Annotated in this window: 14 protein-coding genes and 1 tRNA gene; 9 read left to right on the top strand and 6 right to left on the bottom strand. The window is 66.0% G+C overall.

Annotation, left to right across the window (positions count from 1 at the left end):
* The first annotated feature begins 114 nt into the window (after window positions 1-114).
* The 3 genes from ACX12D_RS12020 to ACX12D_RS12010 all read left to right on the top strand — a co-directional run bounded on the left by ACX12D_RS12020 (window position 115) and on the right by ACX12D_RS12010 (window position 3,446).
* Window positions 115-1,278, top strand: a complete 1,164-nt coding sequence (locus ACX12D_RS12020; protein ID WP_459371300.1) for an ATP phosphoribosyltransferase regulatory subunit — start codon at window positions 115-117, stop codon at window positions 1,276-1,278.
* A gap of 114 nt (window positions 1,279-1,392) precedes the next feature.
* On the top strand, window positions 1,393-2,733 hold the full coding sequence (locus tag ACX12D_RS12015) for an adenylosuccinate synthase (RefSeq protein ID WP_459371299.1): 1,341 nt from the start codon (window positions 1,393-1,395) through the stop codon (window positions 2,731-2,733).
* A gap of 152 nt (window positions 2,734-2,885) precedes the next feature.
* A complete protein-coding gene (locus tag ACX12D_RS12010) occupies window positions 2,886-3,446 on the top strand; it encodes a phosphoribosyltransferase (RefSeq protein WP_441640355.1) in 561 nt (186 codons plus the stop codon).
* A 79-nt stretch (window positions 3,447-3,525) separates the two neighbouring features.
* Here the strand turns inward: ACX12D_RS12010 and ACX12D_RS12005 are convergent, their stop codons facing one another.
* The 3 genes from ACX12D_RS12005 to ACX12D_RS11995 form a co-directional block, all read right to left on the bottom strand.
* Window positions 3,526-4,137: an NAD(P)-dependent oxidoreductase gene (locus tag ACX12D_RS12005; RefSeq protein ID WP_459371298.1), complete on the bottom strand. Its 612-nt coding sequence runs from the start codon at window positions 4,135-4,137 to the stop codon at window positions 3,526-3,528.
* Window positions 4,138-4,206: 69 nt separating this feature from the next.
* Entirely contained in the window at window positions 4,207-4,641 is a 435-nt protein-coding gene (locus ACX12D_RS12000) for an Rrf2 family transcriptional regulator (RefSeq protein ID WP_459371297.1), read from the bottom strand.
* Between the two features lie 466 nt (window positions 4,642-5,107).
* A tRNA-Leu gene (locus ACX12D_RS11995) sits at window positions 5,108-5,194 on the bottom strand.
* Between the two features lie 69 nt (window positions 5,195-5,263).
* Here ACX12D_RS11995 and rnr point away from each other — a divergent pair.
* From rnr to ACX12D_RS11980, 3 genes are all read left to right on the top strand, one after another.
* The gene (gene rnr / locus ACX12D_RS11990; RefSeq protein WP_459371296.1) at window positions 5,264-7,855 is read left to right on the top strand and encodes a ribonuclease R; all 2,592 of its coding nucleotides are present in this window, start codon (window positions 5,264-5,266) and stop codon (window positions 7,853-7,855) included.
* Between the two features lie 88 nt (window positions 7,856-7,943).
* Entirely contained in the window at window positions 7,944-8,687 is a 744-nt protein-coding gene (gene rlmB, locus ACX12D_RS11985) for a 23S rRNA (guanosine(2251)-2'-O)-methyltransferase RlmB (RefSeq protein WP_043352050.1), read from the top strand.
* 86 nt (window positions 8,688-8,773) lie between these two features.
* Window positions 8,774-9,463 (top strand): SIR2 family NAD-dependent protein deacylase, encoded by a 690-nt coding sequence (locus tag ACX12D_RS11980; RefSeq protein WP_459374005.1) that lies wholly within the window; start codon window positions 8,774-8,776, stop codon window positions 9,461-9,463.
* A gap of 46 nt (window positions 9,464-9,509) precedes the next feature.
* Here ACX12D_RS11980 and tal read toward each other — a convergent pair whose 3' ends face one another.
* A complete protein-coding gene (gene tal / locus ACX12D_RS11975) occupies window positions 9,510-10,448 on the bottom strand; it encodes a transaldolase (RefSeq protein WP_183034997.1) in 939 nt (312 codons plus the stop codon).
* A gap of 174 nt (window positions 10,449-10,622) precedes the next feature.
* Between tal and rpiA the strand changes: the two genes are divergently transcribed.
* A complete protein-coding gene (rpiA, locus tag ACX12D_RS11970) occupies window positions 10,623-11,309 on the top strand; it encodes a ribose-5-phosphate isomerase RpiA (RefSeq protein WP_043347413.1) in 687 nt (228 codons plus the stop codon).
* A 100-nt stretch (window positions 11,310-11,409) separates the two neighbouring features.
* Here rpiA and ACX12D_RS11965 read toward each other — a convergent pair whose 3' ends face one another.
* Both ACX12D_RS11965 and argA read right to left on the bottom strand, forming a co-directional pair.
* Window positions 11,410-11,685, bottom strand: coding sequence for an oxidative damage protection protein (locus ACX12D_RS11965; RefSeq protein ID WP_441640360.1), 276 nt, complete (start codon window positions 11,683-11,685; stop codon window positions 11,410-11,412).
* A gap of 110 nt (window positions 11,686-11,795) precedes the next feature.
* On the bottom strand, window positions 11,796-13,133 hold the full coding sequence (gene argA, locus ACX12D_RS11960) for an amino-acid N-acetyltransferase (protein ID WP_441640365.1): 1,338 nt from the start codon (window positions 13,131-13,133) through the stop codon (window positions 11,796-11,798).
* A 122-nt stretch (window positions 13,134-13,255) separates the two neighbouring features.
* On the opposite strand from argA, the gene hrpA reads away from it, so the two are divergent.
* Together hrpA and ACX12D_RS11950 are read left to right on the top strand one after the other, a co-directional pair.
* Complete coding sequence (hrpA, locus tag ACX12D_RS11955; RefSeq protein WP_459371295.1) at window positions 13,256-17,422, top strand: ATP-dependent RNA helicase HrpA; 4,167 nt, start codon at window positions 13,256-13,258, stop codon at window positions 17,420-17,422.
* 199 nt (window positions 17,423-17,621) lie between these two features.
* Entirely contained in the window at window positions 17,622-18,548 is a 927-nt protein-coding gene (locus ACX12D_RS11950; protein ID WP_441640972.1) for a YVTN family beta-propeller repeat protein, read from the top strand.
* Window positions 18,549-18,561 lie beyond the last annotated feature (13 nt).

Here is an 18,561-nt window from a genome sequence, read left to right as displayed (position 1 = left end):
AGGTGACTGGCTCCCCGCTTGCGGCTGGCGCCTGCGGCACGGCGCGCGGCGGGATCGAATTTCAACGGGTGGCTCAAGGCCCCCCGGCAACTGTGTGAAGTGAAGAGATTTACCATGTCCAATCACTGGCTCCTGCCTGAAAACATCGCCGACGTGCTGCCGTCGGAGGCCCGCAAGATCGAAGAACTGCGCCGCCGCATGCTGGACTTGTTCCGCACCTACGGCTACGAGTTGGTCATGCCGCCGATGCTGGAATACCTGGAATCGCTGCTCACCGGTACCGGGCACGACCTCGACCTGCGCACGCTCAAGCTGGTCGACCAGCTCTCCGGCCGCACCATGGGCCTGCGTGCCGACATCACGCCGCAGGTCGCCCGCATCGACGCCCACTTGCTGAACCGCTCCGGCGTGACCCGGCTGTGCTACGCCGGCAATGTGCTGCACGCTCGCCCGGCCGGCTTTCGCGCAACCCGCGAGCCGATCCAGGTTGGCGCGGAGATCTACGGCCATGCCGGCCTGGAAGCGGATGTGGAAATCCAGGCCCTGATGCTGGCTGCGCTGCAGGTTGCCGGCCTGACCGAGATCCGTCTCGACCTTTGCCACGCGGGCATCCTGGAAGCGTTGCTGGACGGCCTGCCGTCCAGCCGCAAGATCGAGGACGTGCTGTTCGCGGCCCTGGAAACCAAGGATGTGTCGGCGCTGCGCGAGTTGACCGAAGGCATGCCGCAGGCTGAGCGCGACGCGCTGCTGGCGCTGCCGACGCTGTACGGCGGCATAGAGGTGATCGAGCGCGCCCGCGCGACCCTGCCGGCGAGCCCGGTGATTGGCCGTGCGCTGGACGAACTGGCTGCGCTGGCCGCGGAAGTGAGCGGGGCGAGCGTCAATATCGACCTGTCCGACCTGCGCGGCTACCACTATCACAGTGGCGTGATGTTCACGGCCTACGTGGCTGGCTTGCCCAACTACGTGGCGCGCGGTGGCCGCTACGACAAGGTCGGCGAGGCCTTTGGCCGCGCCCGGCCGGCAACCGGCTTCTCACTGGATTTGCGCGAAGTAGCCTCGCTTTCGCCGCTGGAAGTGCGCGCTTTTGCCATTTTCGCGCCGTGGGATGCGGATCCTGCCTTGCGCGCCGCGATTACCGCGCTGCGCGCCGCTGGCGAGATCGTCATCCAGTCGCTGCCGGGGCACACGCACCAGCTCGACGAGTTCAACTGCGATCGCCAACTGGTACGCCAGGATGGCGGCTGGACGGTGATTCCACGCAGCGACGGGGCCTGAGCGCAAGCGCCAAGCCGCGGAATTCCCCCGCGTTGCGGGCCGATCTCCCCAAAATCGGGGAGTTGACCTGCAACGAGAGTAAAATACGTTTTTAACCCACTGACCAAAATCAACATGTCCGCTTCTGCAGTAAGCCAGGGACGCAATGTCGTCGTGATCGGCACCCAATGGGGTGACGAAGGCAAGGGAAAAATCGTCGATTGGCTTACCGATCATGCAAAGGGCGTGGTGCGGTTCCAGGGCGGCCACAATGCCGGCCATACGCTCATCATCGGCGGCAAGAAGACCATCCTGCGCCTGATTCCCTCGGGCATCATGCGTGAAGGCACGATCTGCTACATCGGCAACGGCGTCGTGCTGTCGCCGGAGGCGCTGTTCCGTGAGATCGAGGAACTGGAAACCGCCGGCCTGCAGGTGCAGAACCGCCTGCGCATTTCCGAAGCGACCACGCTGATCCTGCCGTACCACGTGGCCATCGACAAGGCCCGTGAAGTGCGCCGTGGCGCCGACAAGATCGGCACCACCGGCCGCGGCATCGGCCCGGCCTATGAAGACAAGGTGGCCCGCCGCGCGCTGCGCGTGCAGGACCTGTTCGATCCCAAGTGCTTCGCCGAAAAGCTGCGCGAGAACCTCGACCTGCATAACTTCATGCTGACCCAGTACCTGGGCGCGGAAGCGGTCGACTACCAGCAGACGCTCGACGAAATGCTGGCGTACGCGCCGCGCCTGGCCCCGATGGTGGCCGACGTGTCGGCTGAGCTGTACGCGGTCAATGCTGCCGGCGGCAACCTGATGTTCGAAGGCGCGCAAGGCACGCTGCTCGACGTCGACCATGGCACCTATCCGTTCGTTACCTCCAGCAACTGCGTAGCCGGTGCGGCCGCTGCCGGTGCTGGCGTTGGCCCGGGCCGCCTGAACTACATCCTGGGCATCACCAAGGCGTACTGCACCCGCGTGGGCGCAGGCCCGTTCCCCAGCGAGCTGTACGACAACGACAACCCCAAGCGCCAGGACCCGGTGGGCGTGCGCCTGGCCAACGTCGGCAAGGAGTTCGGCTCGGTGACCGGGCGACCGCGCCGTACCGGCTGGCTCGATGCCGCCGCGCTCAAGCGTTCGGTGCAGATCAACGGCGTGTCGGGTCTTTGCATGACCAAGCTCGACGTGCTGGATGGCCTTGAAACCCTCAAGCTGTGCGTGGGCTATGAGCTGGACGGCAAGACCGTCGACATCCTGCCGCGTGGCTCGGATGCCGTGGCGCGCTGCGTGCCGGTGTATGAGGAATTCCCGGGCTGGAACGAATCCACGTTCGGCGTGAAGGCCTGGGATGCGCTGCCGGAACAGGCGCGCACCTACCTGAAGCGCGTCGAGGAAGTGGTCGGCATCCCGATCGACATGATCTCGACCGGCCCGGACCGCGACGAAACCATCCTGCTGCGTCACCCGTACGTAGCCTGATGTTGTCTTGCCCGTAAGGGCGCCGCGCGGCTCAACGAGGCCGCGCAGGCAAAAAGACGGCAGCTGCACAAGAGCAAATCGGCCCGCGCAAGCGGGCCGAAACTTTATCGGTCGACAGACCTCAAGCCTAAAGCCGAAGAGCTAAAACAATCATGACCCTGCCATCGAACGACGAAGAGAACCTGTGGATCTCGTGGGACGACTACCACAGCCTGATCGCGCGTCTGGCGCTGAACGTCCACGAGTCGGGCTGGAAGTTCGACAAGATCCTGTGCCTGGCCCGCGGTGGCCTGCGCGTTGGCGACCAGATGTCCCGTATCTTTGACGTGCCTCTCGCCATCCTGGCCACCAGCAGCTACCGCGAGGCAGCGGGCACGCAGCAGGGCGATCTCGATATTGCGCAGTACATCACCATGACCAAGGGCGACCTCTCCGGCAAGATCCTGCTGGTCGATGACCTGGTGGATTCCGGCGTCACGCTGGAGCGCGTGGGCCGCCATCTGCAGGAGCGCTATCCCGCCGTGACGGAAGTGCGTTCGTCCGTGCTGTGGTACAAGGCCTGCTCCAAGGTCAAGCCGGACTACCACGTGACCTACCTGCCGACGAATCCCTGGATTCACCAGCCGTTCGAAGAGTACGACACGCTGCGTCCGCACAACCTGGCGGCCTGGCTCAAGCGCGGCAAGCACGCCGCCGGCAGCTCGCAGGCCTGATCGCGGGCGATCCGGGCAAACGAGCGGCAACTGCGGGGGCAGCGGCAAGCCGCCCTCGCAGTTGCCGCTCGTTTCCTGCTTAATACGCGACCGTGTAGCGCTGGCGCGAGTGCGCCGGTTTTTCCACTTCGTCGATCATGGCGATGGCATAGTCTTCCATCGAGATCCAGCTCTTGCCGCTGGCGTCGGAGAGCAGCGTCTCCTCGCCCACGCGGAACTTGCCCGTGCGCGTGCCCGGCTCGAACAGGGCTGCGGGGGACAGGAAGGTCCAGTCGATCGCTGTCTCGCTGCGCAGGGCGTTGAGGAAGTCGCGTCCCGCCAGGGCCTCCGCCTTATAGGCTTCCGGGAACTGCGGCGTGTCGACCAGTTGCGCGCCCGGTGCCACGAAGAGGCTGCCCGCGCCGCCCACCACCAGCAGGCGGGGCACGCCGGCGGCCTTGACCGCGGAGGTGATCTGTTCGGCCGTGGTCTGCAGGAAACGTACCGTGCTGATTGCCACGTCGTGGCCGGCGAGGGCGGCCGCCAGGGCCTTGGTGTCCGCGGCATCAGCATTGATCGTGGCGAGGCCCGGCCGCGCGGCAAGCTTGTCGGCCTGGCGTGCGATAGCGGTGACCGTGTGTCCGCGGCTCAGGGCTTCGTCGATGAGGCGGGTGCCGACACGGCCGGTGGCGCCGATGATTGCGATCTTCATGTTGACTCCTTTGTTGCGCTGTTGAATATCGATATGAAACTATATTAGTTACATATCGGGATAAAAATTTTACGGCTTGCGTTGCCGGGCCGCGCGCTCCACATCGGCGAGCATGCCGGCAATCGTGATCCCGGCCAGCGCGCCATCCATCGCGGCCTGGGCCCGGTCCGCGGCGTGCTTCAGCGCGCCGGTAATTTCCCGTCCCACCATGCATGCCGGATTGGGCACGCTGTGGTGCGGCGCGATCAGCGTGGCCGACTCCACCGCACGGAACACATCGAGCAACGTGATCGATGCCGCCGCGCGCGCCAGCGAGGCGCCGCCGTTGCTCCCCATCACCGTGTTCACCAGCCCCGCCTCGGCCAACTGGCTGACCAGGCGGCGGATCAGGACCGGGTTCGTGCCCACGCTGCCCGCGATCAGCGACGACGGCAAGGGCTCCGCGGCGCTGGCCAGCAAGGTGAGGATATGGACGGCGACGGCGAATCGGCTGCTGGTGGTCATGGTGGGTGAGGCAATGTGAAACTATCTTAGTTACAGATAGCCGTCGCTGTCAAGCGACTGGCGGGCCACGCAGGCATGTAGATGTGGCATGCGCCTGCAGCAATAGGGTGGTTTGCGCCTGAAAACGTCGGAAAACGCGACATTCCAGCGTGTGAATGGCGGAAGAATGCCGGGAGCGCCACTGAAACTGATACACTCACCCGCAGCGCAGCAGTCGGCTGCTGCTCCGGCCGCGCCCTGGCAGTTCGTGTGAGCGCCAGGCTGTGTGGATGCCTCTGCCTCAACAGGCAAGAGCGGACTCCACGCCACGGAGCGGTCGTTGCTGTGACTGGTATTTAGTCAATAGTTAATTGTTAAGTCGCGCAGTCGCGCCAATATCGAATCGGGAGTGCCAAGTTGCAAGATCAGACGCCGGAAAACAAAAAACCCGCAGGGCTCGAAAGCGCTGCGGGTTTTCCGTTTGATCTGGTGCCCAGGAGAGGACTCGAACCTCCACAGTGTTGCCACCGCTAGGACCTGAACCTAGTGCGTCTACCAATTTCGCCACCTGGGCGGGCGTCGAAACAACCGAAGCGCTCATTATAGCGACCGCAAATCGTTTGTCAAATAATTCTAGAAAAAATTGAATCAGAATAACTATCCGATCCCTAGTCGGGAAGAAATCCTTGGCGTCCTGCGGACGTCGGGGTCGCCCTTGTCGGGCGGCGATATCGCCAAGGCGCTCGCTGTCACGCGCAAAGAACACGACGGCTTCCAGAAACGCCTCGCCGCCATGGAGCGCGACGGCCAGATCGAACTCAACCGCAAGGGCCGCTACGAGCTGGCCAACCAGCCTAACTTTGTGGTCGGCCGTGTGCAGGGCCATCGCGATGGCTTCGGCTTCCTGATCCGCGACGATGGCGATGACGACATCTTCCTGCCGGAACGCGAGCTGCAGAAGGCCATGCACAACGACCGCGCCCAGGTGCGCGTGATCGGCTACGACCGGCGCGGCCGGCCCGAAGGCCAGATCGTCGAGATCCTCGAGCGTGCCAACCGCTACGTGATCGGCCGCCTGCTGAGCGAAGGCGGCGTGCTGGTGGTGGCGCCCGAAGACAAGCGCATCAGCCAGGACATCCTGATCCCGCCGAAATCGCAAGGCAAGGCGCAAGTCGGCCAGGTGGTCAGCGTCGAGATCATCGACTACCCCGATCGCTACGTGCAGCCCGTGGGCCGCGTGGTGGAAGTGCTGGGCGACTTCGACGATCCCGGCATGGAAATCGAGATCGCCGTGCGCAAGTACGGCGTGCCGCATGAATTCTCGGATGCCTGCGCCAAAGAAGCCGCCGGCCTGCCCGACGAGGTGCGCGAGTCCGACCTGGAGCACCGCATCGACCTGCGCGACGTGCCGCTGGTGACGATCGACGGCGAAGACGCGCGCGACTTCGACGACGCTGTCTACTGCGAACCCGTCAAGATCGGCCGCTCGAAGGGCTGGCGCCTGGTGGTGGCGATTGCCGATGTGTCGCACTACGTGCGCCCCGGCACGGCGCTCGACGCCGATGCGCTGGATCGCGCCACCTCGGTGTACTTCCCGCGCCGCGTCATCCCGATGCTGCCGGAGAAGCTCTCCAACGGCCTGTGCTCGCTGAACCCGCAAGTCGACCGCCTGTGCATGGTGTGCGATGCGGTGATCACCGCCAAGGGCGAGCTCAAGGGCTATCAGTTCTATCCCGCCGTGATGCATTCGGCGGCGCGCCTGACCTATAACGAGGTCTGGTCGGTGCTGTCCAACACCAAGGGCCCGGAGGCGCATAAGCGTGCTGACCTGGTGCCGCACCTGCAGAACCTGTACGAGTTGTTCCAGGTCCTGCTCAAGGCGCGGCGCGAGCGTGGCGCGATCGACTTCGATACCACCGAGACCTACATCGTTTGCAATGCGCAGGGCAAGATCGAGCAGATCCTGCCGCGCACCCGCAACGACGCCCACCGCCTGATCGAGGAGTGCATGCTGGCCGCCAACGTGTGCGCCGCAGACTTTCTCGAGCGCTTCAAGCATCCCACGCTGTACCGGATCCACGCCGGCCCGAGCGAGGAAAAGCTGAAGAACCTGCGCGATTTCCTGCGCTCCGTCGGGCTTTCGCTGGCCGGTGGCGACAAGCCGCAGGCGGGCGACTACGCCGACGTGATGGACAAGATCAAGAGTCGTCCCGACGCGCCGATGCTGCAGACCATGCTGCTGCGCTCGATGCAGCAGGCGGTCTACAGCCCGGACAACATCGGCCACTTCGGCTTGTCGTACGAGGCTTACGCCCACTTCACCAGCCCGATCCGCCGTTACCCGGACTTGCTCACGCACCGCGCCATCAAGGCCGTGCTGGCCCATACCAAGTACCGGCCGGCATTCGCCCCGGGCACGGCGCTGAACACCGCGATCGCGCCCAAGGCGCGCCGCATGCAGGCCAAGGACGCCGCCGAGAAGGCAGAGCGCAGCGCCGCGCGCGCCCAGCGCAACGAAGCCATCTGGGACGAGCTCGGCCTGCACTGCTCGGCCAACGAGCGCCGCGCCGATGAAGCCTCGCGCGATGTGGAAGCCTGGCTCAAGTGCTACTTCATGCGCGACAAGCTTGGCAGCGAGTACTCGGGCACCATCAGCTCGGTCACCTCGTTCGGCATCTTCGTGCAGCTCGACGAGCTCTATGTCGAAGGCCTGGTCCATGTCACCGAGCTGGGCAGCGATTACTTCCAGTACGACGAGGCGCGCAATGAACTGCGCGGCGAGCGTACCGGCATCCGCTACCGCCTCACCGACCGCGTCCGCGTGCAGGTTTCGCGCGTGGACCTCGATGCGCGCAAGATCGACTTCCGCCTGGTGCAGGAGCCCTCGGCCAAGAACCTGCGTGGCCGCGCACCGACCGTCGATGCCGCGCCGCGCGTGCCCGCCGCGCACGCCGTGCCCGCGCGCAAGAAGGGCCGTCAGCTGGCCGCGCTGCTGGGTGGCAGCTCCAAGCCGGAAGAGTCGTTCGACGAAACGCTGGACCGCGTGATCGAAGAGCAGCCGGTGTTCGAAGCTGTCATGACGCCGGTCAAGCCGCACGTGGGGCAGGGCGCCAAGGCCGGCGGCAAGCCGGCCAAGCGCGCCGCCAAGCCCAAGCCGCAGCATCTGGGCTCGGCGCACAAGGGCGGCGCCAAGCCGGCCGGCAAGAGCAGCCGCGCTTCGCGCAAGCGCACCTGACGGCCGTGGCGCCGGCGCCGGCTTGCCCGGTTCCGGCGCCATGGCTGCGGACACGGGGCAAGCTCCGGCGGGAATGTACAATCTCGCCATGGCTAAACAAAAACTCCTGATCGGCTTTCACGCCGTCACCGCGCGCCTGCGCCAGGACGCCGCTGGCGTCACCGATGTCTACGTAGAATCCGCGCGGCGTGACCGCCGCATGCAGGACTTCATCCGCCTTGCCGAAAGCCTCAAAGTCCGCCTGCACCCGGTGGATGCCGAGCGCCTGCGCGGCATGGCCGGCACCGACCGCCACCAGGGCGTGGTCGCCCGCGCCGAAGATGTGGCGCTGGCCCTCAATCTTGACGAACTGCTCGACGGCATCGAGGGCACGCCCTTGCTGCTGGTGCTCGACGGCGTCACCGATCCGCACAACCTGGGCGCTTGCCTGCGCGTGGCCGATGGTGCTGGCGCGCACGCTGTGATCGCCCCGAAGGACCGCAGCGTGGGGTTGAACACCACGGTGGCCAAGGTGGCCAGCGGCGCGGCGGAAACCGTTCCCTACATCACCGTCACCAACCTGGCGCGCACGCTGCGCGAGTTGCAGGAGCGCGGCATCTGGGTGATCGGCACGGACGACGGCACGGAAAAGACGCTCTATGACGTCGATTTCAAGGGACCGGTTGCCCTGGTGATGGGCGCCGAAGGCGAGGGCATGCGCCGCCTCACCCGCGAAACCTGCGACGAGCTGGTCAGCATCCCGATGGCCGGCGGCGTGGAAAGCCTGAACGTTTCCGTGGCCAGCGGCGTGTGCCTGTATGAGGCGGTGCGCCAGCGCCGCCTGAAGCGCTGAGCGCTGGGGCGGCCTCCGTGACGGCGGACATCGACGCACAGACGCTCGCGGCATCGCGCCGCCTGATCGGCGAAGCCACCAATATCATGGTGCTCACCGGCGCGGGCGTATCGGCCGAGTCCGGCGTGCCCACGTTCCGCGACGCCATGACCGGCCTGTGGTCGCGCTTCAATCCCGAGGAGCTGGCCCAGGAAGACGCCTACCGGCGCCAGCCCGCGCTGGTCTGGGAGTGGTACCTGCACCGGCGCGAGCTGGTGGCGGCCACCGAGCCCAACCCGGCGCATATCGCCCTGGTGGCGCTCGCCGCGCAGAAAACCGTCACCCTGGTCACGCAAAACGTGGATGGCCTGCACCAGCGCGCCGGCAGCCGCGATGTGATCGAGCTGCACGGCAACCTGTTCGCCAACAAGTGGCTTGACGGCTGCGGCCGTTGCGACCCGGCGACCGCCGTGCCGGGCGTGCCGCCGCGCTGCTCCCTTTGCAATGCCATGATGCGCCCCGGCGTGGTGTGGTTCGGCGAGGAACTGCCGCGCGTGGCCCGCTATCGCGCCGAGCACGCAGCCGAGCAGTGCGATCTTTGCATCGTGGTGGGCACCTCCGGCCTGGTCTATCCGGCAGCCGGCTTGCCCGGCGCCGCCAAGGACCATGGCGCGCATGTCATCGTGGTCAATCCCGAGCCCTCGGCGCTGGATCAGACCGCCGACATCGTGCTGCGTGGCCCGGCCGGCGTGGTCTTGCCCTTGCTGTGGGACGGTGTGTGCGCAACACCAGCTTGAACCGGCTCGCCGCCTGGACTCCCGGGCGGCTTCCGTTTTTCCCCTCTCAAGCCGTAATCAACGCCTCCAGCTTCACCGCATCCGCCGCGAATGCGCGGATCCCCTCAGCCAGCTTTTCCGTCGCCATCGCGTCTTCATTGAGCTGCCAGCGGAAAGCCGCCTCACCGCACTCGATGCGGGCGATATTGCCGGCCTGTGCCTGGTCGACCGACAGCTTGCGCTCCACGGTGCTTTCGCTGGCGGCCAGCTGCTCCAGCAGGTCCGGGCTGATGGTGAGCAGATCACAGCCGGCCAGCGCCAGGATCTGCTCGGTGCTGCGGAAGCTGGCACCCATCACTTCGGTGGGGTGGCCGAACTTCTTGTAGTAGTCGTAGATCTGGCGCACGGAGCGCACGCCGGGATCGTTGTCGCCCGCATTGGCGGCTGCGTCCCATTTGTCGCCGGCTTGCTTCTTGTGCCAGTCCAGGATGCGGCCAACGAAGGGCGAGATCAGTTGCGCGCCGGCCTCGGCGCAGGCAACGGCCTGTGCCAGCGAGAACAGCAGCGTCATGTTGCAGTTGATGCCTTCGCGCTGCAGCACTTCGGCTGCGCGGATGCCTTCCCAGGTGGAGGCGATCTTGATCAGCACGCGCTCGCGGGCCACGCCGCGCTGCTCATACAGCGAGATCAGGTGGCGGGCCTTGGCCAGTGTCGCTTCGGTGTTGAAGGACAGGCGGGCGTCGACCTCGGTCGACACGCGGCCCGGCACGATGGCCAGGATCTCGCAGCCAAAGGCGATCAGCAGGGCGTCCATCACGGCGTCGGTGCCTTCATTGCCGCGCACGGCCTTTTCCAGCAGGGGACGGTACTCGGCCTTCTGGACGGCCTTCAGAATCAGGGAAGGGTTGGTCGTGGCGTCCTGCGGCGTGTACTGCTTCATCACCTGGAAATCGCCGGTGTCCGCCACCACGGTGGTGAACTGCTTGAGCTGATCGAGCTGGTTCATGGTCAGTGAGTTGCTTTTAAGGGTTGGTGATGGCGCAGGACCAAAACGGCAGGCCCCGGACGCCGCGCTGATGCATGCCTCGGGCCATTGTACCGTCGGCTCGCGCCCACGCCGGGGATGTCACGGCATTCCGGTACACTATGCGGTTTCCCCCAAAGCAGATGGGCTGTTGTCATGACACAGGATGAACTCAAGGCGCTGGTGGCGCAAGCCGCGGCCGACTATGTCAAAGAGGTAGTGCCGGCGGGTGCGGTGCTGGGCGTGGGCACGGGCTCCACGGCCAACCTCTTTATCGATGCGGTGGCGGCGTTCAAGGAACGCTTTTCCGGCGCGGTTTCCAGCTCGGAGGCGTCTACGCGCCGCCTGCAGCAGCACGGCTTCCAGGTCTTGGACCTGAATGAAGTCGACGAAATCCCCGTGTACGTCGACGGCGCGGACGAGATCGACGCCAGCGGCGCCATGATCAAGGGCGGCGGCGGCGCGCTGACGCGCGAGAAGATCGTGGCCTCGGTGGCCAAGCGCTTTGTCTGCATCGCCGACGGCAGCAAGCTGGTGGATGTGATGGGCGCGTTTCCCCTGCCGGTGGAAGTGATTCCGATGGCACGCGCCGCGGTCGCCCGCCAACTGGCCGCATTCGGTGGCCAGCCGCGCCTGCGCATGACCAAGGAAGGCGGCATCTTCAAGACCGACAACGGCAATGTGATCCTGGATGTGGCCGGCCTGAAGATCAGCAATCCGAAGTCGATGGAAGAAGCCATCAATCACATGCCGGGCGTCGTCACGGTGGGGCTGTTTGCCCTGCGCGGCGCGGACGTGCTGCTGCTGGGCACGCCAGAGGGCGTGAAGCGCAGCGATTATTGAATCTGCCGGTCCCACTGGCGGATCGTTGCATGAAAAAGGGTGCCGTAACAGGCACCCTTTTTGTTTTCCAACGCGCGGCGCGAAGCCGCGCTCAGCCAGATCAGGCAGCCGGCGGCGGCACGTAGCCCTGTGCCTGGTCCGCGCCTTCACCGAAGAAGTACTTCTCGGTCTGCTTGAGCAGGTACTGGCGCGCCCGGGCGTCGGCCATGTTCAGGCGGTTTTCGTTGATCAGCATGGTCTGGTGCTTGAGCCAGCCAGCCCAGGCTTCCTTCGACACGCTTTGCCAGATCTTCTTGCCAAGTTCGCCTGGCAGCGGCGGCAGGTCGAGCCCTTCGGCTTCTTTGTTGAGCTTGACGCATTGAACCATGCGGGCCATGGGGAACTCCTTGTTGTCGTGTGATGTAGCCGGCGCGGCAAGGGGCCGGCCGTTGCGGTGCCGCTATTGTAACGAAGCGGGGGCCAGCCTTCAGGCTACCCCCACCGCCGTCACAGCTTCTTCATCAGCACCATCGACTTGCGCTGCCAGTTGTAGAGCTTGCGCTTGTCTTCCGGCAGGTCGTCCACGGTGGCGTGGACAAAGCCGCGCTTGAGGAACCAGTGCTCCGTGCGGGTAGTGAGCACGAACAGGCGGTCAAGCCCGAGGCTGCGGGCGCGCCGCTCGATGCGCTTGAGCAGGCGCTCGCCGTCGCCGGTGCCCTGGGCTTCGGACGACACAGTCAGGCAGGCCATCTCGGCCATGCCTTCGCGCGGGTAGGGGTAGAGCGCGGCGCAGCCGAACAGCACGCCATCGTGCTCGATCACCGAGAAGTTGGCGATGTCGCGCTCGATCAGGTGGCGCCCGCGTGGCACCAGCGTGCCGTCCTGCTCCAGCGGGGCGATCAGCTGCAGGATGCCGCCGACATCGTCTAGCGTGGCTTCGCGCAGGCTTTCCAGGTCGGTGTCGGAGATCATGGTGCCGACGCCGTCGTGCAGGAACAGCTCCAGCAGCACCGAGCCGTCCAGCTGGAAGGGGATCAGGTGGGCGCGCGGCACGCCGCCCTTGAGCGCCTTGACCAGGTGTTCCAGGTAATAGGAGACATCGGGCGGCAGGTGGTTGTTCTGCAGCCGCTCGACGGCGGTGCGCAGCGACATCTCCGGCATCAGCTTGCCAACAGGGTCTTGCACGCCGGGGACCTCGGTGATGAACACCAGCTTGTCAGCCTTCAAGGCGATGGCGGTGGCGCTGGCCACGTCTTCCATCGACAGGTTGAAGGCCTGGCCGGTGGGCGAGAAGCCAAGCGGCGAGAGCAGCACGATCTTGCCGTGCGACAGCGACATGCGAACCGACTCGCCGTCGATCTTGCGCACCAGTCCGGTGTGCTGGTAATCCACGCCGTCGACAATGCCGAGCGGGCGGGCGGTGACGAAGTTGCCGGAGATCACCGACAGCTGGGCGCCAGCCATGGGCGTGTTAGGCAAGCCCTGGCTGAAGGCGGCCTCGATATCCAGGCGCAGTTCGCCGGCGGCTTCCTTGGCGCACTCCAGCGCCGCGTTGTCGGTCACGCGCACGCCGTCGGCGAATTGCGACTCGACGTGGCGCAGCGCCAGCTGCTCTTCCACCTGCGGGCGCGAGCCGTGCACCAGCACGATCTGCATGCCCATGGCGTGCAGCAGGGCCACGTCATTGACCAGGGCGTTAAGGATGTTGGCCTTGACCAGCTCACCGCCGAAGGCGATCACGAAGGTCTTGCCGCGGAAGGCGTGGATATAGGGCGCAACCGCTCGCAGCCAGTCGACGAACTGCTGATGGTCGGGGGCGCCACGCTCGACGGGGTCCGCGCCCATGGCGGGCGCGGGCAGCGTGGAAGGGTCGGTGACGGGCAGGGGCTCGTCCATTTCGGACGGCGCGGGCGCGTCGGCTGGCGTGTCGGTTCTTGCATTCATGCCGCGGATTATAATCCCGGCCAATGTCAGCACAACGCCCCGCCAAACCTTTGTCGCCGGATCGGAAAACCGATGCCGGCCGCCCCGCGCCCAAGGCCGCCCCCTCGCCAGCCCAGCCTGCTGTCCAGCCTGTCGCCAGGCCGGCGCGCGCGCCGGCCGTGGCCGCCACGCCGGCCGCCGGTCCGCCGGCCGAACGCCAGCCCCGGCAGCCGGGCCAGGCCCGGCAAGCCAGGCCGCAGCCGGCAAACGGCACGCCCCGGCCGCCGCGCCCGGAGCGCCCGGAGCGCCCGGAGCGCACCGAGCGCACCGAGCGTACCGAGCGCACCGAGCGCACCGAGCGCACCGAGCGCACCGAGCGGGCGCCCCGCGAGGCACGCCGCCCGGTGCGCCAGGCCAACCCGCTCCCGCCCATCACCTTCCCCGAGGCGTTGCCGGTATCCGGCCGACGCGAGGAGATCGCGCAGGCGCTGCTGGCCAACCAGGTGGTGATCGTCTCCGGCGAAACCGGCTCAGGCAAAACCACCCAGTTGCCCAAGATCTGCCTGTCGATCGGGCGCGGCCCGGGCGCTGACGGCAGCGGCGGCCTGATCGGCCACACGCAGCCACGCCGGATCGCCGCCACCTCCACGGCCAAGCGCATCGCGCAGGAGATCGGCACGCCGCTCGGCGAGCACGTGGGCTACCAGGTGCGTTTCAACGACACCATGTCGGCGGGCGCGTCGGTCAAGCTGATGACCGACGGCATCTTGCTGGCCGAGACGCAGAACGATCCGCTGCTGCGCGCCTACGACACCATCATCATCGACGAGGCGCACGAACGCAGCCTCAATATCGATTTCCTGATCGGCTACCTGAAGGAGATCCTGCCGAAGCGGCCAGACTTGAAGCTGGTCATCACCTCGGCCACCATCGACGCCAACCGCTTTGCCGAGCACTTTGCGCAGGGCGGCAAGCCCGCGCCGGTGATTGAGGTCAGCGGGCGCCTGTATCCGGTGGAAATCCGTTACCGGCCGATCGAGAAGGACAAGCCGGCGCCGGGCGAGGGCGCGCCCAAGTCCGCGCAATCGAAAGATCGCGACTTGTTCGACGGCATCGTCGAGGCGGTGGACGAACTGTGCCGGCTCGGCCCGGGCGATGTGCTGGTGTTCCTGCCCGGCGAGCGCGAAATTCGCGAGGCTGCCGAGGCGCTGCGCAAGCACCATCCGCCGCATACCGAGATCCTGCCCCTGTTCGCGCGCTTGTCGGTGCAGGAGCAGGAACGGGTATTCCGGCCTTCCAACGCGCGGCGCATCGTGCTGGCCACCAACGTGGCCGAAACCTCGCTGACCGTGCCGGGCATCCGCTACGTGGTGGATACCGGGATGGCGCGGGTCAAGCGCTATTCCTACCGCAACAAGGTCGAGCAGCTGCAGATCGAGGCGATCTCGCAGGCCGCCGCCAACCAGCGCGCTGGGCGCTGCGGCCGGGTGGCTGACGGCGTGTGCATCCGGTTGTACGAGGAGGCCGATTTCACCAGCCGGGCGCGCTTTACCGATCCGGAAATCCTGCGCTCGTCGCTGGCCGCGGTGATCTTGCGCATGAAGGCGCTAAAGCTGACGGCGATCGAGGAATTCCCCTTTATCGAGCCGCCGCTGGGCCGGGCCATTGCCGACGGCTACCAGCTGCTGCAGGAGCTGGGCGCGGTGGAAAGCGTGGGCGACGACGCCAACGCGCTGACCCAGGTCGGCCGCCAGCTGGCCCGCCTGCCGCTGGACCCCCGCGTGGCCCGCATGACGCTGGCCGCGCGCGAGCACCATTGCTTGCGCGAGGTGCTGATCATCGCCAGCGCGCTGTCGGTGCAGGATCCGCGCGATCGTCCGCAGGAGGCGCAGGAAGCCGCCGACCAGGCCCACCGCAAGTTCATGGACGAGCGCTCCGAGTTCCTGGGCTGGGTCAAGATGTGGAAGTGGTTCGAGGACGCGGTGGCGCACAAGAAGACCAACCGCCAGCTGCAGGACCAGTGCCGCGCCAGTTTCCTGTCGCATGTGCGCCTGCGCGAATGGCGCGACGTGCATTCGCAGCTGCTGACTACCGTCACCGAGCAGGGCTGGAAGCTCAACGAGAGCGAGCCCACCTATGAGCAGGTGCACAAGGCGCTGCTCACGGGGTTGCTCGGCAACGTAGGTTGCAAGATTGAGGACGCCGACGGACGCGGGCGCGAGTACCTGGGCGCGCGCGGCATCAAGTTCCACCTGTGGCCCGGCTCGCTGATCGCGCGCAAGGTTGGCCGCTGGATCATCGGCGCCGAGCTGATCGAGACCAGCCGGCTGTTTGCGCGCACGCTGGCCAAGATCGAGCCTGAATGGCTGGAGCAGGTCGGCCGCCATTTGCTCCGCGTTAGCTGGAGCGACCCGCACTGGGAGAAGAAATCCGGCCAGGTGATGGCGATGGAACGCGCCACGCTGTACGGGCTGGTGGTCTACCAGCACCGGCGCGTGCACTATGGGCCGATGAACCCGGCCGAGGCGCGCGAGCTGTTTATCCGCCGCGGGCTGGTGGAAGGCGAGTTCGATACCAAGCTGCCGTTCTTTGCCCATAACCAGCGCCTCACGCGCGAGATCGAAAACCTGGAGCACAAGGCGCGCCGCCAGGACGTTCTGGTCGACGATGAGCTGATCTTCGCGTTCTACGATCGCCTGATCCCCGCCGAGATTCACCAGCAGGCCACCTTCGAGCAGTGGTACCAGGCTGAGAGCGCGCGCGAGCGCAAGCTGCTTTACCTGAACCGTGAGGAGCTGATGCGCCACGAGGCGGCTGGCATCACCACGGACCTGTTCCCCAAGCTGATGCCGGTGGCGGGCGTGGATATGTCGCTGACGTACCACTTCGAGCCCGGCAGCCATCGCGATGGCGTGACGCTGACGGTGCCGCTGTACGCGCTCAACCAGGTGCGCCAGGAGCGCGCGGACTGGCTGGTGCCGGGCATGGTCAAGGAGAAGGTGCACCTGCTGCTCAAGTCGCTGCCGCAGAAGCTGCGCCGCCATTGCGTGCCGCTGCCGGATTACGCGGCGGGCTTCGTCGATCGCAATGCCTTTGGCGAGGGCGAGTTGCTGGATGTGCTGATTGCCGACATCCGCGAGCAGACCGGCACCATGGTCAAGCGCGCCGACTTCAAGCTGGAAACCTTGCCCGCCCACCACGCCATGAACTTCAAGGTGGTGGACGAGCACGGCAGGCAACTGGACATGGGCCGCAACCTGGCGCAGTTGCGTGCCGAGTTTGGCGGGCAGGCGCAGCAGTCGTTCCAGAACATCGCCGCGCGCGATGTGCCGGCGGCCGAGGCGGGGCAATACGAGAACCTGACCAGCTGGTCCTTCGGCGAACTGCCCGAGCTGCTGGAGGTCCGCAAGGGCAACCAGACGCTGTATGGCTATCCTGCGCTGGTCGACCACGCCACGCATTGCGACGTGGAGGTATTCGACGATCCGCAGGAAGCCGCGCGCATCCACCAAGCCGGGCTGCGCCGCCTGTTTGCGTTGCAGTTGCGCGAGCAGGTGAAGTTCCTGGAGAAGAACATCCCCGGCATGCAGCAGATGGCAATGCAGTACATGACGCTGGGCACGCAGGAGATGTTGCGCGACCAGATCGTGATGCTTGCGCTGGAGCGGGCCTGCCTGCAGGCGCCGCTGCCGCGCAACGAGGCTGAGTTTGCCGCCCGCAAGGAAGAAGGGCGTTCACGCTTGAGCCTGCTGGCACAGGAGATCGCCCGGCTGGTAGGGGCAGTGCTGGCCGAGTACGCGACGCTGCCGCGCAAGCTGATCCAGGCCAAGCCGTTTGCCGCGGCGCATACCGACATGCAGGCGCAGCTGACGCGGCTGATGGGCAAGACCTTTGTGGCCGATACGCCTTACCTGCAACTGGTGCATTTCCCGCGCTACCTGAAGGGCATCGCCATGCGGATCGACAAGATCAAGGGCGATCCGGCGCGCGACACCCAGCGGCTGCAGGAAATCACGCCGCTGCTGCAGCAATGGCAGCGGGCCGAGACGCAGTTGCGCCAGCAGGGGCGGGGCGTGGAAGACGCGCGCCTGGACGAGTTCCGCTGGATGCTGGAAGAGCTCCGTGTGGCGCTGTTCGCGCAGGAGCTGCGCACGCCCGTGCCGATGTCGGTCAAGCGTCTGCAAAAGGTGTGGGAGGCAATGCAGCGCTGAAGTCAGGGTTGCCAGCCTTTCGCGCGAACGCTACCCCCCGTGTGGAGAGTGTGACCAATTGTTAGTTTGTTGCGCCAGGTCATCGGATCGCAGTCCGAAAACGTTAGAATGATCGATTAAGTCATTGTTTAACAGTCTTATGCTCGCATTGCGTCGTGTAGTTTCCGGGTTTGCCGCCATCGGCACCCTGGCCCTGGGGATGGTAGCGGCGCCGGCGTTGGCGGAAGTGGTGGTGGTGCTCAATTCGGGTGATGCTACCGTCACCCTGATCGACAAGGACACCCAGAAGGTACTGGAGACGTTCCCGGTCGGGAAGGAGCCGCACCACCTGATCGCCACGCCCGACGACAAATCGCTGATCGTTGCCAATGCGGTCGGCAACGACCTCGTGTTCCTCGACCCGGTCACCGGCAAGGTCCAGCAGCGCGTGGCCAATATCGACGATCCCTACCAGATCGGCTTCTCGCCCGACCAGAAGTGGTTCCTGACCACGGGCAACCGCCTTGATCGCGTCGACGTGTATCGCTGGGACGGCAAGGCGCTCAAGATCGCCAAGCAACTGCCGCTGGCCAAGACGCCGAGCCATATCGCCTTTACCGCCGACAGCCGTGTTGCCTTCGTCACGCTGCAGGACTCCAACGAGGTGGTCGCCATCGACCTGCCCACGCAGACCGTGATGTGGCGCATGAACGCCGGCTCGGCGCCGGCGGGCGTGTGGGTTACGCCGGACCAGAAATACCTGCTGGTGGGCATGACCGGCGCCGACTATGTCGCCGTGATCGACTGGCATACCCGCACCGTGGTCAAGCAGATCCAGACCGGCAAGGGCGCGCACAATTTCCGCGCGGTAGGCGACAAGCGCCATTTGTTCTTGTCCAACCGGGTCTCCGGCACCATCAGCATCGTCGACCAGCAGACCCTGACCAAGGTTGGCGACATCACCGGCCTGCCGGCTGGCCCCGATGACATGGAGCTGACCGCCGACGGCAAGACCTTGTGGGTGAGCTTCCGCTGGGCGCGTTCGGTGGGCCTGATCGACGTGGCCAGCCGCAAGCTGGTCAAGACCATCCGCGTGGGCCGCTCGCCGCACGGCATTTATTTCCGTACCCGCGCACCGCTTTATTGAGAGAGGGCGCCCG

Source organism: Cupriavidus sp. PET2-C1 (genome assembly GCF_054515855.1).
The sequence above is the reverse complement of the archived record's forward strand: the minus strand, read 5'-3'. Positions and strand labels throughout refer to the sequence as shown.